Raw genomic sequence first — 14,608 nt, 5'->3', positions numbered from 1 at the left:
AACCACGCGGTGCTGTGACACACGCCCTCTTGCCAACGGGCGCCGCCGGTCGGCGGACACCCGCGCGCACACGGGAACGCGAAGCGGCCCCGCCCGAAAGGGGCAGGGCCGCTCACATCACGCCGGACCCGGCGCCCGAGCCGGAGCACCGGCCCGGCTCAGCGCCGGGCCACGCCCTCCGCGCGCGCCGCCGCCGCGACGGCCGCCGTCACGGCCGGGGCGACCCGCTCGTCGAACGGCGAGGGGATCACGTAGTCCGCGGCGAGGTCGTCGCCGACGACCCCGGCCAGCGCCTCGGCCGCCGCGATCTTCATGCCCTCGGTGATCCGCGACGCCCGCACCTGGAGCGCACCGGCGAAGATGCCGGGGAACGCCAGGACGTTGTTGATCTGATTGGGGAAGTCGGACCGCCCGGTGGCCACGACCGCCGCGTACTTGCTCGCGACGTCCGGGTGGACCTCCGGGTTCGGGTTGGCCATGGCGAAGACGAAGGCGCCCTTCGCCATCGAGGCCACCGCGGTCTCGGGCACCGTGCCGCCGGAGACGCCGATGAAGACGTCGGCGCCGGACAGCGCGTCCTCCAGGGAGCCGCTGAGGCCCGCCTTGTTGGTGAACTCGGCCAGCTCCCGCTTGACCGGGGTGAGGTCCGCCCGGTCCGCGGAGACGATGCCCTTGCGGTCGGCCACCGCGACATCGCCGATGCCGGCCTCGACCAGCATCTTGGCGATGGCGACACCGGCCGCGCCCGCGCCCGAGATGACGGCGCGCAGCTCACCGATGCCCCGGCCGCTGAGCCGGGCCGCGTTGCGCAGCGCGGCCAGCGTGACGACCGCGGTGCCGTGCTGGTCGTCGTGGAAGACCGGGATGTCCAGGCGCTCCTGGAGCTTGCGCTCGATCTCGAAGCACCGGGGCGCCGAGATGTCCTCCAGGTTCACCCCGCCGAAGGAGGGCGCGAGGCGCGCCACGGTCTCGACGATCTCGTCGGCGTCGGTGCAGTCCAGGGCGATCGGCACCGCGTCCACGCCGCCGAACTGCTTGAACAGGATCGCCTTCCCCTCCATCACCGGAAGGGAGGCTTCGGGGCCGATGTCCCCGAGACCGAGCACCGCCGTGCCGTCGGTCACGACGGCGACCACGGACGATTTCCACGTGTAGTCGTGGACCAGTTCCGGCTGCTCGGCGATGGCGGTGCACACCCGCGCCACGCCGGGCGTGTAAGCCAGGGACAGGTCGTCCTTGTCACGGACGGGAACGGTGGCCTGCACGGCCATCTTCCCGCCCCGGTGCAGCGCGAAAGCCGGGTCGAAGGAATCCAGCGGCTCTGCCCCGCCGTCCTGATCCGTACTGCTGTCGCTGCGAGGATTGACGATCTCCGCTGCCACTTGGTTTTACCCCTTAATTGTTCATGGTTTGAGGGTGGCCACTCCTGGTGAGGGGTGGGCGGGACCGCGCACAGCCCGTGAGTGATGCGTGCGTGCCGTACGCGACGGGCGCGCCGCACACGCGCCCTGAGCCCCGGATGAGGGGTGTAGAGAACCTTCTTACCGGACGGATGGCGTCGGCGACGAGTCCATAACGCCAAGGTCACATGACGACGGCGTGACACGTGGCCCAATATGGGGACAAGTCCTTGCCGAACCCTTGACAAGACCTCGAATTCGCCCATAAGCCGTCCGCCGCCGAGGTGCGGGCCGGGCCGGGCAGGAGATTCTCCGGCCGGAAGAAGTCATTCCCGTCGAAGGTCCGGTCCAGCGGATCGGCCGGTCGGGCTCCGCGGATCACCCGTTATCCGATTTTGACATCGGGATTGCCCTGAACGGCGCAGTCCGAATGGCAAGATGCGTCAATCACACGAGGTCGCAACACCCGAAGGTGTGTGTTCTCGTCGACCCATCGGCATCTCCACCCATCCGCCGGAGGAACCCACCATGACCGCACGCTCCACCCGTCGTACGACCGCCGCGCACTCCCGTCTGGCCGCGGCGGGCGCGATCGCGGTCGCAGGCGCCCTGCTGCTCACCGGCTGCGGTGACCAGACCAAGGACAAGGACAAGGACACGTCCTCGGGGAACTCCTCCTCCGCGAACTCCGCGCCGCTCGCCGGCAAGCTCCCGGCGGCGATCCGCGACAAGGGTGTCGTCAAGGTCGGTTCGGACATCGCCTACGCGCCGGTCGAGTTCAAGGACAAGTCCGGCGCGGTCGCCGGGCTCGACCCCGATGTCGCCGCGGCGCTCGGCAAGCAGCTCGGCGTGACCTTCCAGTTCGAGAACGGCACCTTCGACGCCCTGCTCACCGGCATCCGCTCCAGCCGCTACGACATCGCGATGTCGGCGATGACGGACAACAAGAGCCGCCAGGACGGTGTCGACCCGACCACGGGCAAGAAGGTCGGTGAGGGGGTCGACTTCGTCGACTACCTGACCGCCGGCGTCTCCATCTACACGCGTAAGGGCGACACGGAGAACATCACCTCCTGGTCCGACCTGTGCGGCAAGAAGATCGCGCTGGAGCGCGGCACCGTCTCGCAGGACCTCGCCAAGGCCGAGGCGAAGAAGTGTCCGAGCGGCAAGAAGCTCACCATCGAGGCGTTCGACGACGACCAGCAGGCCCAGACCCGTCTGCGCTCGGGCGGCGTGGACGCGGCCTCCTCCGACTTCCCGGTCGCCGCGTACGCGGTGAAGACCTCCGGCGGCGGCAAGGACTTCCAGGTCGTCGGCGAGCAGGTCGAGGCGGCCCCGTACGGCATCGCCGTCGGCAAGAGCAACACCCAGCTGCGCGACGCCCTCCAGGCCGCGATGAACGCGATCATCAAGAGCGGCGAGTACCAGAAGATCCTGGAGAAGTGGGGCGCCCAGGACGGCGCCGTCAAGGAGTCCGTCGTCAACGGCGGCAAGTGACCGCGCCGAGCGGCCGCTGAGAGGCGACATCCGTGACTGCTGACATCGACAAGACGGCCGGGCCCGGCGACGCGCCCGCCACCGGCCCCCAGGCCGTCAAGGCCATCCCCGTCCGGCACTACGGGCGCTACGTCACCGCGCTCGTCGCGATCGCCGCCCTGGCCGCGATCATCTACGCGTTCGGCCAGGGCAAGATCAACTGGCACGCCGTGCCGGACTACTTCTTCGACGACCGGATCACCACCGGCGTCGGCAAGACCCTCCTGCTGACGGTCCTGTCGATGCTGATCGGCATCGTCGGCGGCATCGTCCTCGCGGTGATGCGCCTGTCGAAGAACCCGGTGACCTCGGCGATCGCCTGGTTCTACATCTGGTTCTTCCGCGGCACCCCGGTCCTGGTCCAGCTGTTCCTCTGGTTCAACCTCGGCCTGGTCTTCGAGTACGTCAACCTGATGCCGTTCTACAAGGACTACTGGTCGAACTTCATGACGCCGCTGCTGACGGCGCTGCTCGGCCTGGGTCTGAACGAGGCGGCGTACATGGCGGAGATCTGCCGCGCCGGCCTGCTCGCCGTCGACGAGGGCCAGACCGAGGCCGCCCACGCGCTGGGCATGAGCCACGGCAGGACCCTGCGGCGCATCATCATCCCGCAGGCGATGCGGGTGATCGTGCCGCCGACCGGCAACGAGGTCATCAACATGCTGAAGACGACCTCCCTGGTGGCGGCCGTCCAGTATCCGGAGCTGTTCCGCTATGCCCAGGACATCGGGCAGGTCTCCGGCGCCCCGGTGGAGATGTACTTCCTCGCCGCCGCCTGGTACCTGATCATGACCTCGGTGCTGAGCGTGGGCCAGTACTACATCGAGCGGTACTACGCCCGCGGCTCCAGCCGCAGCCTGCCGGCCACGCCCTGGCAGAAGGTCCGAGCACATCTGACGTCCTTCTCCAGCAGGAAGGTCACGGCATGACCGACAAGCTCACCAAGCGGGACCAGGCCGCGCCCGGCACCGGCGTGGCGATGGTGAAGGCCGAGGGCGTGCACAAGTCCTTCGGCCAGGTCGAGGTGCTCAAGGGCATCGACCTGGAGGTCAGGTCGGGCGAGGTGTTCTGCCTCATCGGCCCCTCCGGCTCCGGCAAGTCGACGTTCCTGCGCTGCATCAACCACCTGGAGAAGATCAACGCGGGCCGGCTCTGGGTCGACGGCGAGCTGGTCGGCTACCGCCAGCACGGCGACAGGCTCTACGAGCTGCGCGACCGCGAGGTCGCCATGAAGCGCCGCGACATCGGCATGGTCTTCCAGCGCTTCAACCTGTTCCCGCACATGACCGCCCTGGAGAACGTCATCGAGGCGCCGGTCCAGGTCAGGGGCGTGAACCGGGGCGAGGCCCGGGACCGCGCGATGCAGCTGCTGGAGCGGGTGGGCCTGGCCGACCGCGCGGGGCACTACCCCTCGCAGCTCTCCGGCGGCCAGCAGCAGCGCGTGGCCATCGCCCGCGCGCTGGCCATGGACCCCAAGCTGATGCTGTTCGACGAGCCGACCTCGGCGCTCGACCCCGAGCTGGTCGGCGACGTCCTCGACGTCATGCGCGACCTCGCCGAGTCCGGGATGACGATGGTCGTCGTCACCCACGAGATGGGCTTCGCCCGCGAGGTCGGCGACAGCCTGGTCTTCATGGACGAGGGCGTGGTGGTCGAGTCCGGCCACCCGCGCGAGGTGCTGACCGACCCGCAGCACGAGCGCACGCGCTCGTTCCTGTCGAAGGTGCTGTAGCCCCGCCGTACGGCGGGCACGTGTGAGGGGCGGTACGGGACGAACCCGTACCGCCCCTCACACCTGCGCGCGCCGCGGCCCGCGCTACTTCAGGGCCAGCAGCAGGGTGTCCGACGGCGAGCACCACACCGGGCGGGCCTCGGCGAAGCCCTTCTCGCGCAGCACGCGCGCGTGCCAGGCGGCGGAGGGCATGTCGCCGTCGGCGTGCTCCCCGTAGATCTCGAAGCGGCGGGCGGTCGGCCCGGCCAGCACCGGGTCCTTCGCGGCCACCTGCCACCAGGCGGCCCAGTCCAGGGCGCCCTCCTCCTTGGCCCGTTCCATGCGCTCGTGGCGCTGGGCGCGCTCGGCCGCGTTGATCCGGGGCGTCGACTCGTCGATCATGTGGTCCGCGTTCATGAAGACACCACCGTCGCGGACGAGTCCCGCGACCTGACCGTAAAGGGCGGCGAGGGGTTCGCTGTGCAGCCAGTGCAGGGCCGTGGCGGTCAGGACGGCGTCGTAGGAGGCGTACGGCAGCTTCGCCGTCCAGTCGGGGTCCTTCAGATCGGCGGTCACGAAGGAGACGCGCTCGTCACCCGCGAAGGTGCCCTCGGCGATGGCCAGGAGCGCCGGGTCGAGGTCGACGCCCGTGCTGGTGGCCCCCGGGAAGCGGTCGAGCAGGCGGGCGGTGATGGTTCCGGTGCCGCAGGCCAGGTCCAGGACCCGCGGCGCGGCGCCGACCAGGGCCTCCACCATGTCGAGCATGATGCGGAAGCGGTCCTCCCGGTCGGGCATGTACCACTCCTGCTGCCGGTCCCAGCTCTCCTGCCAGGCCCGCCAGTCGGTGCCCGCCGCCGTGACGTCCGTGCCCGTGCCGGTCATCGCCGTCTCCCTCACTCAGGTCGCGTAATACCCTGGAACCACGACCGGCTGTTACCGACCGCACCCACGACCATAGAGCGCCCTCGTAAGGACTACAAGTGGAACTGGCCTATTACTCGGACTACGCCGTACGTCTCGTCAACAGCGAGGAACCGGGGCGCGGCAAAGACGTCCTGACCTCGGTGGAGGCGGTCCGCGACCTGTTCGGTGCCAACGGCTCGGCGGCCCGGCGCGCCACCGAGGCCGACGTCACCCGCTTCCGCTCGGTCCGGGGGCGGCTGCGGTCGGTCTTCGAGGCGGCCGACCAGGGCGACGAGACCCTGGCGGTGGCCCTGCTGAACTCGCTGCTGCTGGAGTTCCCGGTGAGCCCGCAGATCTCCGGGCACGACCACCGCGACGAGGACGGCCGGCCGCTGTGGCACATGCACCTGGCCGACCACCCGTCCAACGCCACCGCCGGCTACGCGGCGATCGCGGCCATGGGCCTGGCCTTCCACCTCACCGCGTACGGCGTGGACCGCCTCGGCCTGTGCGAGGCCGCGCCCTGCCGCAACGCCTATCTGGACACCTCGACCAACCGCTCCCGCCGCTACTGCTCCGACCGCTGCGCCACCCGCGCCAACGTGGCCGCCTACCGGGCCCGCAAGCGCCTGGAGGCCGACCGGTCGGCGAGCACGGGCCTGACCGCCGACAGCACCCAGCGCACCAGCGCCAGCGGCGAGCGCTGACCGTCCCGGCGCGGCCGGTAGCGCAGCCACACCCTGCCCAGCACCAGGTCCTCCGGCACCGTGCCGTAGTCGGTGCTGTCCCCGCCCGCGTACGCGTTGTCGCCCAGCACCCACCAGCCGCCCTCGCGGCGCTCCGCCGCCCGCTTGACGACGAGCAGGTCCTGCTGGAACGGATGGCGCAGCACGATCACCTCCCCCGCGCGGACCCGGGCCCCGTACTGCACCACCAGCCGGTCCCCCTGGTGCAGCGTGGGCACCATGGACGGACCGGTCACCTCGGCCAGCCCGAAGGGCAGCAGAGCGCCTCTGCGCTCGGTCTCCTGCAACAGCTCCGGCATCCCCGGCACCTCCCCGGTCCGTTCCTCCACCAGTCCCAGTCTGACCCTGGACTTTTGTCCTAAGCCCCTGGGGGCACCCGCGAAAACAGGCTTTGCAGGGAGTAATGTCCCCCCTGAGAAGACGATCACGAGGAAGGAATGCTCCATGCTTTCCCGCCTGTTTGCCCCCAAGGTCAAGGTCAGCGCGCACTGCGACCTGCCCTGCGGTGTGTACGACCCCGCCCAGGCCCGCATCGAGGCGGAGTCGGTGAAGGCCGTCCAGGAGAAGATGGCCGGCAACGACGACCCGCACTACCAGGCCCGCGCCACGGTCATCAAGGAGCAGCGCGCCGAGCTGGCCAAGCACCACGTCTCCGTGCTCTGGAGCGACTACTTCAAGGCCCCGCACTTCGAGAAGTACCCCGAACTGCACCAGCTGGTCAACGACACGCTGAAGGCCCTCTCCGCCGCCAAGGCCTCCACCGACCCGGCGACGGGCCAGAAGGCGCTGGACTACATCGCCCAGATCGACAAGATCTTCTGGGAGACCAAGAAGGCCTGATCTTCGCTTGAGCCTTCCGGCCTGCGGTTTCTCTGAACGCAGAGTCTCCTGCCCGCACCCGGACCGCAGGCCGCCGACAACGGCGGCCATGCCGGTCCGGGTGCGGTCTTTTTCGCCCGGCCCCGGCTCCGGCCTTCCTCGCTCCGACCCCGGCCTTCACCGCTCCGGCCGCGGACGCGCAGCCGCGCCTCACGCCGCGTCAGGCTGCCGGGCGACGACACCGGTCACGACGACCTCGACGGTGACCGGCTCCACGGCGCCGAGCATGGTGAGGTGCGCGACGGCGGCGGCCGCCACCCGGTCGTGGACGTCACGGGCGACGTCCAGCGCCCGCCGCCGCCCGGACAGGACGCAGCGCACCTCGATGTGCCACCCCGTGCCGTCGGGCGCCCGGTCGGCCCGGACGGCCGCCTCGGGCGGCACCCGTCGCGAGGTGGCGTCCGGCCGGGCGGGCGCGGCGGCTGCCGCGAGACGGCGGGTGAGGCGGGGGTCCAGGGCCGCCACACCGGGCACCGCGAGGGCCGCCTCGGAGGCGACGCGGGGCAGCGCCATGGCCGCGGGGACGGCGGTCATCACGCGCCGCCGCCGGTCACGGGGCCGGGCTCCGGGGGCTGTTCCGGTTCCAGGACGCCGGTCACGGTGATGTCGACGGCCGTCACGGCGAGGCCCAGGTCGTGCCGGGCCGAGTGGAGGACGGACCGGCGCACCTGGCGGACCCGGTCGGGCAGCGGGCGGTCGAGCGCGGCGGCCAGGGTCAGGGTGACGCGGACGTCCGCGCCCTCCCCCTCGGGCCGGAGCCGGCAGGCCGCCGCCCTGGCGCCGGGCACCGTGTCCGCGGCCCGGCGCAGCACCTTCGCCGCGGCGCTCTCGGCGATCCGCAGGTCCCGTTCCGGATCGGCCAGGGGCAGCAGCCGTCCGAGCCGTACCTCTGCCCTGACGACGTCCATGACGCGCTCGGTGAGCGCCCGGAGGGCGGAGGTGTCCTCGGCGGCGCACAGCGCCCGGGTGGCCTCGGTCAGCGCCGCCAGCCCCTCGACGACCTCGCGGCAGTACGGACAGGAGGCGGTGTGCGGGTCTGCGGCCATGTCCCGCGCCCGCTCCCACACCTGGCTGAGCAGGCGGCCGCAGGGCAGCACCTCATCGCCTTCGAACGGGGGCCCGTCGGCCCCGGGCGGTCCGGAAGGCCGTGCGTGCGGGGCGTCTAGCGCCATGGGCCCATCGCCTCCTGAAGGGATCGGCGGGCCCGGAACAGCCGTCCGCGCGCCGTCTGTTCGCTGGTCCGGGTCACGTGGGCGATCTCCTTGTAGGACAGGCCCTGCACCTCCCGGAGGATCCAGCACAGCCGCTGCCCGGCGTCCAGTTCGGCGAGCGCGCGGGAGAGGGCGGCGGTGGCCGCGTCCTGCTCGGCGGACCGGGCGGGCTGGCTCCAGGCGTCGCCCGCCGCGGGCTCGACGACGGCGTCCAGGGAGAGGGGCGGCGGTCTGCGCCGTCGCATGGTCAGGCAGCGGTTGACGGTGATCCGGTACATCCAGGTACGGAACTCCGCGCTGTGCCGGTACTCCGGCAGCCGCCGCCAGGCACTGACGAAGGCGTCCTGGACGGCGTCCTCGGCGTCCTGGGGGTTGCCGAGCATGCAGCGGGCCAGGGCGAGCAGGGACGAGCCGTGCCGCCGGACGAGAGCGGCGAAGGAGTCGTCGTCCCCCTCTGCCGCCCGTACGGCCAGCAGCCCGTCCGGCAGGTCACATTCCCGCAGGTCGCCTTCCGGCGGTGGGGACACGGTGCGTTCGATCATGGCGTTCCCGTACGAAGACTCGGACCACCGCCGCGTACCCGGAGAGCGCCTTGTGATGCACGTCACAGCCTTCGCGCGTGAGAGATGCCCCGTCCGATATGTCCAACCTTGTGAGGGGCACCAACACCGGTGTCCGACCGACCGATCGAGGCGACCGCCATGACGGACAACATCACCAGCGTCGGCGGGGGCAGCCGGCCCGAGGCGGGTGTGAGCGCGCTCAAGGGCCGCACCGGGGCCGGGGCACCGGCCGAGACACGGGGGAAGACCACCATCGCGGACGGCGTGGTGGCGAAGATCGCGGGCATGGCCACCCGCGAGTCGCCGGGCATCCACAGCCTGGGCGCGGGCATGGCCCGTGCTCTCGGCGCCGTGCGGGAGCGGGTGCCGGGCGGCGGCGGAGGCGGCATCACACGAGGAGTGAAGGTCGAGGTCGGCGAGCGCCAGGCCGCGGTGGACCTGGATGTCGTCGTCGAGTACGGCGTCTCCATCGTCGACGTCGCCGGCGGCGCTCGCGCCAATGTCATCAGCGCCGTGGAACGGATGACCGGGCTGGAGGTCGTCGAGGTGAACATCACCGTCGACGACGTCCACCTCCCCGACGAGGAGGACGAGGACCAGCCGGACGAGGGCCGCGTGCGGTGAGCCGCCGCCGCGCCCTGGGGGCGTGAGCGGGGAAGAGCGGGTGACCGGGGAAAGCCACGTACGTTCGTGAGACGGGTGAGTGCATGATGAACGCGGCAACGACAGGCCTCGTGGCGGGCATGGCGCTGGGCTTCGCCGGGTACTTCGGCGGTTTCTGGGCGTTTCTGCTGGTACTGGTCCTGGGCGCGGTGGGGCTGGTCGTCGGCCTCGCCGTGCAGGGCGACCTCGACGTCCGGACCCGGAGGCCGCGGTGAGGACCCGGCCCGGCCCGCCCCGCGAGGGGCCGGGCGCACCGGCTCCGCCCGCGGGCCTGCCGCCCCCGGCGGAGCGGGGCGCCACCGTCATCCCGGACAGGGTGGTGGAGCGCATCGCCGCACAGGCCACGCGCACGTCCCAGACCGGACGCGCCGCCGTACCGCCGGACCGGGGCGGGCCGACGGCGCCCAGCGCCTCCGCCGCCGTCCGTTCCGGATCGGTGCGCCTGCATCTGGCCCTCGACCTGCCCTACCCCACCGACATCCCCGAAGCCTGCGAGCGGATCCGGCAGGACGTCGCCGAACGGGTGGCCACGCTGACCGGCCTGCGGGTGGGCGAGGTGACCCTCACCGTCCGCCGGCTGGTGACAGCCGCCGGAGCGAGCCGGGGGCGGGTCCGGTGACCGGCGCGCAGCGGCCCCGCGCACCGGGCGTGCCGTGCGGCGCACCCGCGTATGACCTGCGGCGCGCCGGGCGTGCCGTGCAGGAAGGGGTGATCCGATGACATCCGAACCCGGCCTTCCGGGCCGCTCCGCTCCGTCGTCCGGGCACCGTGCCGCCATGGTGCCGTCGGCGAAGGAGTCCGCGGTGGAGGAGTCCGCGGCGAAGGAGCCCGATCCGCCCGGTCGTGACATGTCCGGCCGTGACGTGTCCGGCCGTGAGCACGGGTCCGGGCGCGGGTCCGGGGCCGGCGGCAGCGGGCACCGGACCCGCCGGCCGTGGTCCGCGCGCCGCGTCCCGGCGGCGGTGGTCGCGCTGGTGCTGCTCGTGGCAGCGGTCGCGGCGCTGGTGGACGTGGTCGCCGTACGGGCGGGGCGTCCGGCGGCGGCCTGGCGGCGGCACCTGACCGACGAACTGGCCACCCGCCCGGTGGACGACGTGTGGATGCTCACGGGAGCCGCCGTGGCCGCCGCCCTCGGGGTCTGGCTGATCCTCCTGGCTCTCACCCCCGGCCTGCGCCACTGGCTGCCCCTGCGCTCGCCCGCCGACTGCCCCTGGCTGCGGGCCTCCCTGGACCGCGACGGGGCCGCCGGCCTGCTGCGGGACGCCGCGATGCGGGTCCCCGGGGTCGGCGCGGCGCGCGTGCGGGTCCGCCGCCACCGCGTCAGAGCCCGCGCGGACGTCCGCTTCCGCGATTCCCGGCAGGTGAAGGACGACCTCACCGCGGTCCTCGACGAGGAATGCGGCCGGCTGGCCCTCGCCCGCCCGCCCCGCATCGTCGTACGCGTGCGACGGCGCGCCCATTGACCGGAGATCCGCACCGACCGACCGGAACCCGTACCGACCGGAAACCCGCAGCATCGGGAGCCCGAACCATGACGCCGAGATCCGTACTCAACCGCAGTCTGCTGGCCCTCGCCGGACTGGTCCTGCTCGGCGGCGGACTGCTGATCCTCTTCGCCGGGCTCGACGTCTACCGGCCGCACGATCTGGTCCCGCCCGGCGGCTGGCCCCTGACGGCCCCCGGCGACGTGCTGCTCGGCTCCGCCGACCGGAAGCGCTGGAGCAGCCAGGGCTGGTGGTGGTGGCCCGCGGTCATCGCCGCCCTCGCCCTCGCCTTCCTGCTCGCCCTGTGGTGGCTGCTCACCCAGCTGAGCCGCCGCCGCCCCGGCACTCTGCCCGTCGGCGGCGCACCTCCGCAGGAGGGCGTCGAACTGCGTGACAGCGCACTCGCCGACGCGGTCGCGGCCGAGGCCGGCGCCCTGCCGGGGGTCGACCAGGCGACCGTACGCATCACCGGCCGGGCCGCCCGCCCCCGCACGCGCGTCGGGCTCACCCTCACCCCCGAGGGCGCGCCCGGCGCCGCACTCGGTGCCCTCTGCGAAGGACCGCTCCGCACCGCGCACCGGTCCACCGGCTCCCCGCCGACGCCCACCGAGGTCCGCATGCGCGTCGTCCGCCACCGGCCGCACCGCGTGGACTGAGCGGTGCGGCGGTCCGGCCCGGCCGCGGTCCGGCTCCGGGCACCGGCCCCTTGGTGGAGCCCGGGTACTCGTACCATCGGCCCCATGGAGATCCGCTGGACGTACGCCTTCGTCGACCGGCCCGTGGAGAGTTTCGGGCGGGCCCTGGAGTTCTGGGCCGCCGTCACGGACAGCCGGGCGTCGCAGGTGCGGGGCGAGAACGGAGAGTTCGCCACTCTGGTGCCGGAGAGCGGGGACGCCTGCGGGAAGGTGCAGGCGGTCGGTTCCGGGGGCGGGGGCGCGCATCTGGATCTGGCGGTCGACGATGTGCCGGGGCTGGCGGCGGCGGCCGTACGGCTCGGGGGCTCGGTTGCCGCCGAGCACGAGGGATGGGCCGTACTGCGGTCACCGGCGGGGCTGTTGTTCTGTGCGGTGCCCTGGGCCGGGGAGTCGGTGCGTCCGCCCGTCGTGCGCGGCAGCCGACTGGACCAGGTGTGTCTGGATGTGCCGCCGTCCGCCTTCGGCGCGGAGGTCGCCTTCTGGAGCGGGCTGCTGGAGGGCTGGACGTCGCGGCCCGGCGCGCTGCCCGAGTTCCACACGATCGCGCCGCCGGCCGGTCTGCCGGTGCGGATCCTGCTCCAGCGCCTGGACGAGGAGCGGGCCGCCGCCGCCCACCCGGACCTGGCTTGCGCGGACATCGCCGCCACCCGTGCCCGGCACGAGGAACGGGGCGCGACCCGGGTGGCCGACCACCCGCACTGGACGGTCATGCGCGACCCGGCCGGCGGCCTGTACTGCCTGACCGGCCGGGACCCGGAGACGGGGGGCCTGCCCCGGGCGGCTTCGTAGGACGGCCCCTCATGCCCTCCGGTACGTCCGCACCAGCACCCCGTTGGCGAAGGTGCGCACCTCGTCGAGGGTGAACGGCGTGACGGAGAAGCCCGACGCGAACATCGGCAGGCCCGAGCCGAGGACGACCGGGTAGGTCTTGACGACGATCTCGTCGATCTCGTCGGCCAGTTCCCCGGCGAGCCGCGAGCCGCCGCACAGATAGATGCCGAACTCGCTCTCTTCCGCCTTCAGTGCGCGCACCCGCTCCACCAGGCCGGTGGAGATGACCTCCACGTCCGGGTCGGGCGACTGCCCCAGCGTGCGCGAGGCGACGTACTGGCGCAGATGGGCATACGGACTGGTGATGCCCTCCTTGAGGGCGAGGTCGTAGCTGACCCGGCCCTGGATCAGCGTGTCGAAGCGCTTGTTCTCCAGGTGGTCGATGCCGAGCGCGCGGCGGCCCTGGGTGGCCGCGGTCTCCGGGTACTCCTCCGTCAGGAAGCCGAGGAACTCCTGGTCGAGGTAGGCGAAGAACATCTGCGCGTCGCCGTCAGGGGCCCCGATGAAGCCGTCGATCGAGCAGGCGATGAAGTAGGTGAGCTTTCGCAATCCGGACTCTTTCCGTAGGCTGCGCGGCGAACCACTGCGCTTGTAGTGCTTCAGTTGTAGTACTTCATGCGTAGTGGTTGCAAGGGATCACGGCATCACCAAGCAAGTGAGAGAAGGGGTTCCGTATGGCCGGGAATCCGGAGCGGCGGGCGGCGCTGGTCGACGCGGGGGTCGAGGTACTCGCGCGGGAAGGCGCCCGCGGGCTGACCTTCCGCGCGGTCGACGCCGAAGCGGGGGTGCCGGTGGGCACCGCGTCCAACTACTTCACCGGCCGCGACGACCTGCTGCGCCAGATCGACGCCCGGCTGCACATCCGTCTGGCGCCCGACCCGGAGGTGGTCGCCCATCTGATGGACCGCCCCAGGGACCGCGCCCTGGTCACCGCGTTCATGCACGACCTGCTGCACCGCGCGACCCGGGACCGCAGCGGTTACCTGGCGCTGCTGGAGATGCGCCTCGAAGCCACCCGGCGCCCCGCACTGCGCGCCTCCTACACCCGGTCGGTGCGCGGTGATCTGGAACAGGCCCTGGAGTTCCACCGGGCGGCCGCGCTGCCCGGCGGCGACGAGACCGTGACCGTCCTCTACCTCGCCATGCTCGGCCTGCTCCTCGAACACCTGACCCTGCCGGACGTCCTGGACGGCGTCCTGCCCGGAGTGAGCGTGCCCGACGGCCTGGTGGACCGCGTCGTCGCGGCTCTCGTACCGGAGACCGAAGAGGCTTAGCGCTTTTCGGCGGTCCGGCCGCCGGTGCCGGGTTCGCGCCACATCGGCCACATCCGCGGGCCGTCCGGCAGGTCGACCGTGGTACCGGTGTACGCGAATCCCAGGCGTTCGTAGAGCCTGGTGCTGCGCGGACTGCTGGCCTCCAGATAGGCGGGCGGGCCCTCGCGGTCGCAGCGGTCCAGGACGTGCCGGACGAGCGCGCCGCCGAGGCCCGCGCCCTGCCGGTCCGGGGCGACGGCGATCATCCAGAGGTACTCGTGGGCCCGGCCCGCAGGATGCGTCGCGTCCAGGAGCCGGACGATCTCCTCCACCCTCGGGTTCGCCGGATCGACCGTCTCGCGCATCCACACCGCCGGGTCGGCCGGTTCCCCGCCGCGACCGCCAGAACCGGCGGGAGTAGCGGAACCGTCAGGACCGGCGGGACCGGCGGGACCGGCGGGACCGGCGGAGCCATGGGTGTCGTCGGCGGACGCGGGCATCGACAGCCACAGCGCGCAGGCCGCGCCGTCCTCGGTCAGGTCGATACGGCCGTCGGCGAGCACCACGTCCGTGAAGGCGCCCATCAGCCGGTGGTGGGTCCGGCGGCGGTACTCCGCGTCCGGGAAGACCCAGCTGCTCACGGGATCGTCCCGGAAGGACTCGTCCAGCAGCCGCACGACCAGTTCCCGGTCGTCTTCCCCGGCCGCCCGGATCGCCACGCCCATCGTCCGCC

The 14,608-nt window shown here is 72.4% G+C and carries 20 protein-coding genes; 12 read left to right on the top strand and 8 right to left on the bottom strand.

The features are described from left to right. Window positions 1–158: 158 nt before the first annotated feature. Window positions 159–1,382, bottom strand: a complete 1,224-nt coding sequence (locus tag A8713_RS21325) for an NAD(P)-dependent malic enzyme (RefSeq protein WP_064535239.1) — start codon at window positions 1,380–1,382, stop codon at window positions 159–161. 546 nt (window positions 1,383–1,928) lie between these two features. On the opposite strand from A8713_RS21325, the gene A8713_RS21320 reads away from it, so the two are divergent. From A8713_RS21320 to A8713_RS21310, 3 genes are read left to right on the top strand one after another with little or no spacing between them, the layout of a single operon-like run. After that, complete coding sequence (locus A8713_RS21320) at window positions 1,929–2,897, top strand: ABC transporter substrate-binding protein (protein WP_064535238.1); 969 nt, start codon at window positions 1,929–1,931, stop codon at window positions 2,895–2,897. A 32-nt stretch (window positions 2,898–2,929) separates the two neighbouring features. Continuing rightward, complete coding sequence (locus tag A8713_RS21315) at window positions 2,930–3,865, top strand: amino acid ABC transporter permease (RefSeq protein ID WP_064535237.1); 936 nt, start codon at window positions 2,930–2,932, stop codon at window positions 3,863–3,865. Between the two features lie 50 nt (window positions 3,866–3,915). Next, window positions 3,916–4,668: an amino acid ABC transporter ATP-binding protein gene (locus A8713_RS21310; protein WP_064537633.1), complete on the top strand. Its 753-nt coding sequence runs from the start codon at window positions 3,916–3,918 to the stop codon at window positions 4,666–4,668. Between the two features lie 84 nt (window positions 4,669–4,752). Here the strand turns inward: A8713_RS21310 and A8713_RS21305 are convergent, their stop codons facing one another. After that, a complete protein-coding gene (locus tag A8713_RS21305) occupies window positions 4,753–5,529 on the bottom strand; it encodes a class I SAM-dependent methyltransferase (protein WP_064535236.1) in 777 nt (258 codons plus the stop codon). Between the two features lie 98 nt (window positions 5,530–5,627). On the opposite strand from A8713_RS21305, the gene A8713_RS21300 reads away from it, so the two are divergent. Then, a complete protein-coding gene (locus tag A8713_RS21300) occupies window positions 5,628–6,257 on the top strand; it encodes a CGNR zinc finger domain-containing protein (protein WP_064535235.1) in 630 nt (209 codons plus the stop codon). On the opposite strand, the gene sodX is transcribed toward A8713_RS21300, so the two are convergent. Further along, entirely contained in the window at window positions 6,161–6,595 is a 435-nt protein-coding gene (gene sodX, locus A8713_RS21295) for a nickel-type superoxide dismutase maturation protease (RefSeq protein ID WP_064537632.1), read from the bottom strand. The two genes, A8713_RS21300 and sodX, sit on opposite strands and share 97 nt — an antisense overlap. 145 nt (window positions 6,596–6,740) lie before the next feature. On the opposite strand from sodX, the gene sodN reads away from it, so the two are divergent. After that, window positions 6,741–7,136 (top strand): superoxide dismutase, Ni, encoded by a 396-nt coding sequence (sodN, locus tag A8713_RS21290; protein ID WP_064535234.1) that lies wholly within the window; start codon window positions 6,741–6,743, stop codon window positions 7,134–7,136. Between the two features lie 189 nt (window positions 7,137–7,325). On the opposite strand, the gene A8713_RS21285 is transcribed toward sodN, so the two are convergent. From A8713_RS21285 to A8713_RS21275, 3 genes are read right to left on the bottom strand one after another with little or no spacing between them, the layout of a single operon-like run. After that, window positions 7,326–7,709 (bottom strand): hypothetical protein, encoded by a 384-nt coding sequence (locus A8713_RS21285; protein ID WP_064535233.1) that lies wholly within the window; start codon window positions 7,707–7,709, stop codon window positions 7,326–7,328. Next, window positions 7,709–8,347, bottom strand: a complete 639-nt coding sequence (locus tag A8713_RS21280; RefSeq protein ID WP_079159070.1) for a hypothetical protein — start codon at window positions 8,345–8,347, stop codon at window positions 7,709–7,711. The genes A8713_RS21285 and A8713_RS21280 overlap by 1 nt, the downstream gene beginning before the upstream one ends. After that, window positions 8,338–8,928: an RNA polymerase sigma factor gene (locus A8713_RS21275; protein WP_173860881.1), complete on the bottom strand. Its 591-nt coding sequence runs from the start codon at window positions 8,926–8,928 to the stop codon at window positions 8,338–8,340. The genes A8713_RS21280 and A8713_RS21275 overlap by 10 nt, the downstream gene beginning before the upstream one ends. A 159-nt stretch (window positions 8,929–9,087) precedes the next feature. On the opposite strand from A8713_RS21275, the gene A8713_RS21270 reads away from it, so the two are divergent. From A8713_RS21270 to A8713_RS21250, 6 genes are all read left to right on the top strand, one after another. After that, window positions 9,088–9,573 (top strand): Asp23/Gls24 family envelope stress response protein, encoded by a 486-nt coding sequence (locus A8713_RS21270; protein WP_018571370.1) that lies wholly within the window; start codon window positions 9,088–9,090, stop codon window positions 9,571–9,573. Between the two features lie 83 nt (window positions 9,574–9,656). Beyond that, window positions 9,657–9,827, top strand: a complete 171-nt coding sequence (locus A8713_RS33625; RefSeq protein WP_159393111.1) for a hypothetical protein — start codon at window positions 9,657–9,659, stop codon at window positions 9,825–9,827. Continuing rightward, the gene (locus A8713_RS21265) at window positions 9,824–10,231 is read left to right on the top strand and encodes an Asp23/Gls24 family envelope stress response protein (protein ID WP_064535231.1); all 408 of its coding nucleotides are present in this window, start codon (window positions 9,824–9,826) and stop codon (window positions 10,229–10,231) included. Before A8713_RS33625 ends, A8713_RS21265 begins: the two co-directional genes overlap by 4 nt. 157 nt (window positions 10,232–10,388) lie before the next feature. After that, window positions 10,389–11,075 (top strand): DUF6286 domain-containing protein, encoded by a 687-nt coding sequence (locus A8713_RS21260; RefSeq protein WP_064537630.1) that lies wholly within the window; start codon window positions 10,389–10,391, stop codon window positions 11,073–11,075. Between the two features lie 68 nt (window positions 11,076–11,143). Next, the gene (locus tag A8713_RS21255) at window positions 11,144–11,752 is read left to right on the top strand and encodes a hypothetical protein (protein ID WP_064535230.1); all 609 of its coding nucleotides are present in this window, start codon (window positions 11,144–11,146) and stop codon (window positions 11,750–11,752) included. 84 nt (window positions 11,753–11,836) lie between these two features. Further along, window positions 11,837–12,580, top strand: coding sequence for a VOC family protein (locus A8713_RS21250; RefSeq protein WP_064535229.1), 744 nt, complete (start codon window positions 11,837–11,839; stop codon window positions 12,578–12,580). Between the two features lie 9 nt (window positions 12,581–12,589). Here A8713_RS21250 and A8713_RS21245 read toward each other — a convergent pair whose 3' ends face one another. Beyond that, window positions 12,590–13,171 carry a dihydrofolate reductase family protein gene (locus tag A8713_RS21245; RefSeq protein WP_064535228.1) on the bottom strand — a complete coding sequence of 194 codons (582 nt, stop codon included), beginning with the start codon at window positions 13,169–13,171 and terminating at the stop codon, window positions 12,590–12,592. Between the two features lie 125 nt (window positions 13,172–13,296). Between A8713_RS21245 and A8713_RS21240 the strand changes: the two genes are divergently transcribed. Then, window positions 13,297–13,896, top strand: coding sequence for a TetR/AcrR family transcriptional regulator (locus A8713_RS21240; protein ID WP_064535227.1), 600 nt, complete (start codon window positions 13,297–13,299; stop codon window positions 13,894–13,896). Here A8713_RS21240 and A8713_RS21235 read toward each other — a convergent pair. After that, window positions 13,893–14,600: a GNAT family N-acetyltransferase gene (locus A8713_RS21235; RefSeq protein WP_064535226.1), complete on the bottom strand. Its 708-nt coding sequence runs from the start codon at window positions 14,598–14,600 to the stop codon at window positions 13,893–13,895. The genes A8713_RS21240 and A8713_RS21235 overlap by 4 nt on opposite strands. Between the last annotated feature and the right edge of the window lie 8 nt (window positions 14,601–14,608).

The organism is Streptomyces sp. SAT1 (genome assembly GCF_001654495.1).
GTDB classification, from domain to species: domain Bacteria; phylum Actinomycetota; class Actinomycetes; order Streptomycetales; family Streptomycetaceae; genus Streptomyces; species Streptomyces andamanensis.
The sequence above is the reverse complement of the archived record's forward strand: the minus strand, read 5'-3'. Positions and strand labels throughout refer to the sequence as shown.